Annotated in this window: 3 protein-coding genes; all 3 read right to left on the reverse strand. The window is 36.2% G+C overall.

The features are described 5' to 3' along the window. Positions 1–24 precede the first annotated feature (24 nt). On the reverse strand, positions 25–465 hold the full coding sequence (locus Q0954_RS33210) for a hypothetical protein (RefSeq protein WP_299466131.1): 441 nt from the start codon (positions 463–465) through the stop codon (positions 25–27). 196 nt (positions 466–661) lie between these two features. Continuing rightward, entirely contained in the window at positions 662–1720 is a 1059-nt protein-coding gene (locus Q0954_RS33215; protein ID WP_299466134.1) for a hypothetical protein, read from the reverse strand. Further along, positions 1707–3800, reverse strand: a 2094-nt coding sequence (locus Q0954_RS33220) for a Hint domain-containing protein (RefSeq protein WP_299466136.1), incomplete at its 5' end; no start/stop codon positions are given. The genes Q0954_RS33215 and Q0954_RS33220, both read right to left, overlap by 14 nt.

Genomic DNA, 3800 nt, shown 5'->3' on the forward strand with positions numbered 1-3800 from the left:
CACAAAATTTTAAAAAATAACATCCTATAAAGACGTTGTTGCTTGGCTTACCTGTACTTCGTGGAATGGATACAAATCAAATTCCTTATTAACTACCTCAGTAGTACCCTGTTCTCTAACACTTTTTTCATATTTATCCTGAATTTTCATTAACTTTTGCATATCTTTTTGTACTTCTTTGATTTGTTGACAAATCTCTTCTTTTGTACAATATAGTTCAAAAACCTTTGTTAAGTATTCACGAGATAATTTAGTTAGCGGTAAATCAGCTAATGCAGGAGTTTGACTTTTATGCTTAAAGACTACTTTTTCATAACCATACTCCAAACATAGAAATATACCAGTGCAGGAGTTTGTCATCAATAGCCCAGTATATTCATCTATCATGTTACTGCCTAATTTCTCAAAACCCAAACGTTTTTGTTCTTGGTTGGCACTGTTTAACATCTTTATTATATCATTCATTTTCATTCCATTTTGGTTTCACAAAGTATGCTCCCTTAAAGAACGGATTTTTTTTAAATTTATCTGATATTTTATTAATACTGCTTATTCTAACACCTGTTGTATCTCTCTCTTTCAGAGGTTTCTAACCTGGTAAAGATGGCCAAAAAGTTAACAACTCAGGACTTCCATCACTAGAAAGGTTACCTATATATAATTATCTCAAATCTTCTCTTGCTTTAAATCTATCATTGGATATCTGAAATGTACTACATTCTTGCTGTAACAGGCTTTCCCAGGATGCTTCGCCTTCAAGGACTAGGTCAAACTTAACGCTTAACTCAATTAATTCAGAGAAGTTAATAATTTTAACATTTTCAAAATACAGCTTATACAATTGGATTACGTCACATAAATTAGTAAATGAGTTGATTTGAACATTTTTAAACTCAACTATTTGGAGATGAGCAAGCTCAGACAAAATAGGAATATGCATAAGCTTATTGTTACCTATAAACTGTAAATGATCTACATTACGAAACCCATAAAGGTCGTTATCTTCAACACCTTCATAAAGCCTTAGGCTAGTAGACACTTGCACCCTCCAAACTTCTTGTTCAGAAATATCCTTCCACTCTTCAAATAACAAAAATACGTCCCCTCTAATTTGAGATATTTTACTCTCAGCATTGTATTTGAAATACAATTCCTTTAAAAATCTGTAATACAAATAAAATTGATAATCATAAGAATCAAACTTCCCTTCCTCATACTGGATCAATGCCAGAAAATACTCAAATAAACTATGGTCTATAAATTCCCAATTACCTTTTTTATTTTGTTTTAATAGGAGCAAATCAAGCTCAGAAAGCTGACATCTATTTAATAGTTTTTCAAGCTCATCCTGAACAATATCAAACGTACTGTTTTCTAAAAATTCATCAATAACTTGTTTGACAACAAGTTTATAAAAACAGTCTATATCCTGAGTATAGTTTTTATGGAAACATTGAATCAATGCTAAGTATATATCTACAAGGTATTGATAATTTTTAAGCGGCAGAAGTTGAGCATGTTTAAACAAAAAAACATGGTGTTGTATAACAGGCTGTAGCTCGTTCCAAGACCACCAATACTCTATATCACCCCTCACAACTTCCTCCCTACCCATTGATGTAAGAATACCTTCATCAAACAGTATAAATGCATTTGATAAAAGGGCTTTACAAGCCTTTAAATCAAAACTTTCCTTATCAAAAGCATTAGTAGTCTCCATAAGTTTTTTCTAGTTCTTGTTTATACTTCGTAAAATCAAAGTTAGCAAATTCGTTAGCGTAAATAAAGTCTCCAATCATTTGATAACCATTAATGTATCCTCCTGTTTTACTTGAATTATCAGATTTAAACCTAACATAAATCGCCCCTTCAATCATATCTATTGGAATCAAACCTTCGAAAGCAAATTCTTTTTGGTTCTTAAACCTTTTAGCATCAAAAGATTTATTCACATCACAAGCCTGAACTCTGTTCTTTGCTACAAAAAACTCAAAAGCTCTACCATTTTTAACCCTCGTGAATTTACTAGTAAAATCTGCTTTAATAAAGTAAACAAAACCTTCCTCTGAAGGATTATTGTGTAATTTACTTGTTGCAAACCCCATGATGGTTCTTGTCACAGAAAAATCTTCAAATGGATTAAACTCAGAAGTTGAAATCCATTTTGATTGATTTCCAAGGGTTGCTTTTTCCATTACATGTTGATAAGGGTCACCCAGTTCTCCTTTCGACTTAAAGCCTTTTATATAGTTATTTGGTGCTCTAGGATCTCCTCTGTACAAATGCTTATATGAAGCTGCCCAATACTTTTTTAAGGCTTCCTTTGCCTGCTGAGACAAGTACCTTAAATCAATATTAAACTTCAAAGCAGCTACATCCAGATTTTTTTCGATTTGAGAACTAGAGATAGCAAAGTTTTTATAAAACTTTTCTTTACGAAGATTTATCCAATCAGTTGCTTTGCTAGGATTTGATTTAATATAAGTCAAAATATCATCTATCAAGCCCTTTGCACGAAGGTCACTGCTGTTTTTAACACCCAACACCACATTCTCTAGTTTCTCCAAATCACTTAGACTTACCCTCAGCCTTGCTTCGTCCGCCTTATAAAATATTTCCCACATATCCACCAAGTCAGGCTCCCCAAACACTTTTTTAGCCAAGTTTTTATCCTCCATATCCTTCAGGAAAGTCTTTTCCAGCTTTGTATCCTTCCAGCCTTGTACCTTTGCTTTTACCTCGTTCATCTTTGGGTAATGGGCAAATTTTGCCCATAAGGTGTCGCAATCCGCATTATGCACCAATACTCCCTTCGCAAAATAATTATGGTGCTTGGCTACCGATATATTGTATACAGTGACGAGGGTGTCTAACCAACGGGTGGAAGTAATAGCGGCACAAGTGCCATTGCTTAATTGCAAATGATTGCCTTGGCGTAACTCAGAGGCGGGCACGTATTTTTTGAGTTGGGGCAGATAAAACGGATGCTCAGGGGTGGCATAGAGTGTATCTTTGGTGGTGGCAACTGTTACCAATGCTGAGGCTTGTTTTTGGCTGGTGCCTGTGACTACTTTGAGCACTCGTTTGTTGACGGTATGATCATAAGCCCATACAGAGTCTTGGTAAGCCTTCAAGTCTTGGATGGCTTTGTTCCCACCAATGGCATCCAACTGGGTACCCGCCACAAAACAGGCTACTTTGGCAAAACGTACCTGCAATATTTGGTTATCGGCATTGTTTCGGCTGAGCAAGGTATATGGATAACCTTTGGCTTTTGCCCAATGACCAATCGAGGTTTGTTGCCCCTTTTTGTTCAATGCTTCCTGGCTGGCGTTGGCAGACAAGCCCTTGAATAGTTGCTTATCCTCATTTTTCTGGGTATACACCACGTTCACCTGCTTTTTGGCAATGCGGGTAAGCGATTTCCACAAAGCATCTAACACCCTTTCACGCTGTTGTTTTTTTACTGAGGTTGCAAGCGCAATATTGAGCGTCTGTAGCTTTTCGGTATAAACGCCTTGTGCCAACAAGGTTTGGTCAGCCTTGCTCGTAAACACCTTCCAGGTTTTGCCATCTTTTTGCTTTTCAACAAAATAAGCCGTCTTCACAAACTTCACCCCGCCTTTGATCTTTATTGGCTCATAGCCTTTACTCTTTGCCCAACGCCCTACTTCTGTATTTTCAGAGGTAGCGAAAATACCCTTCAATTTTGTGGGCTTTTTGAAGGCTTTGTCTACCACCTTTTTGATCACATAAGCTTTGCTATAGGTCCCTTTCTTTTGCAACTTGTTGATAGTAAG

It is taken from the genome of uncultured Microscilla sp. (genome assembly GCF_947493425.1).
In the GTDB taxonomy this organism is placed as follows: Bacteria; Bacteroidota; Bacteroidia; order Cytophagales; family Microscillaceae; genus Microscilla.

Excerpts from the sequence above, each read along its gene's own strand:
- Q0954_RS33210 (WP_299466131.1), bottom strand. The coding sequence starts at position 465 with ATGAATGATATAATAAAGATGTTAAACAGTGCCAACCAAGAACAAAAA.
- Q0954_RS33215 (WP_299466134.1), bottom strand. The coding sequence starts at position 1,720 with ATGGAGACTACTAATGCTTTTGATAAGGAAAGTTTTGATTTAAAGGCT.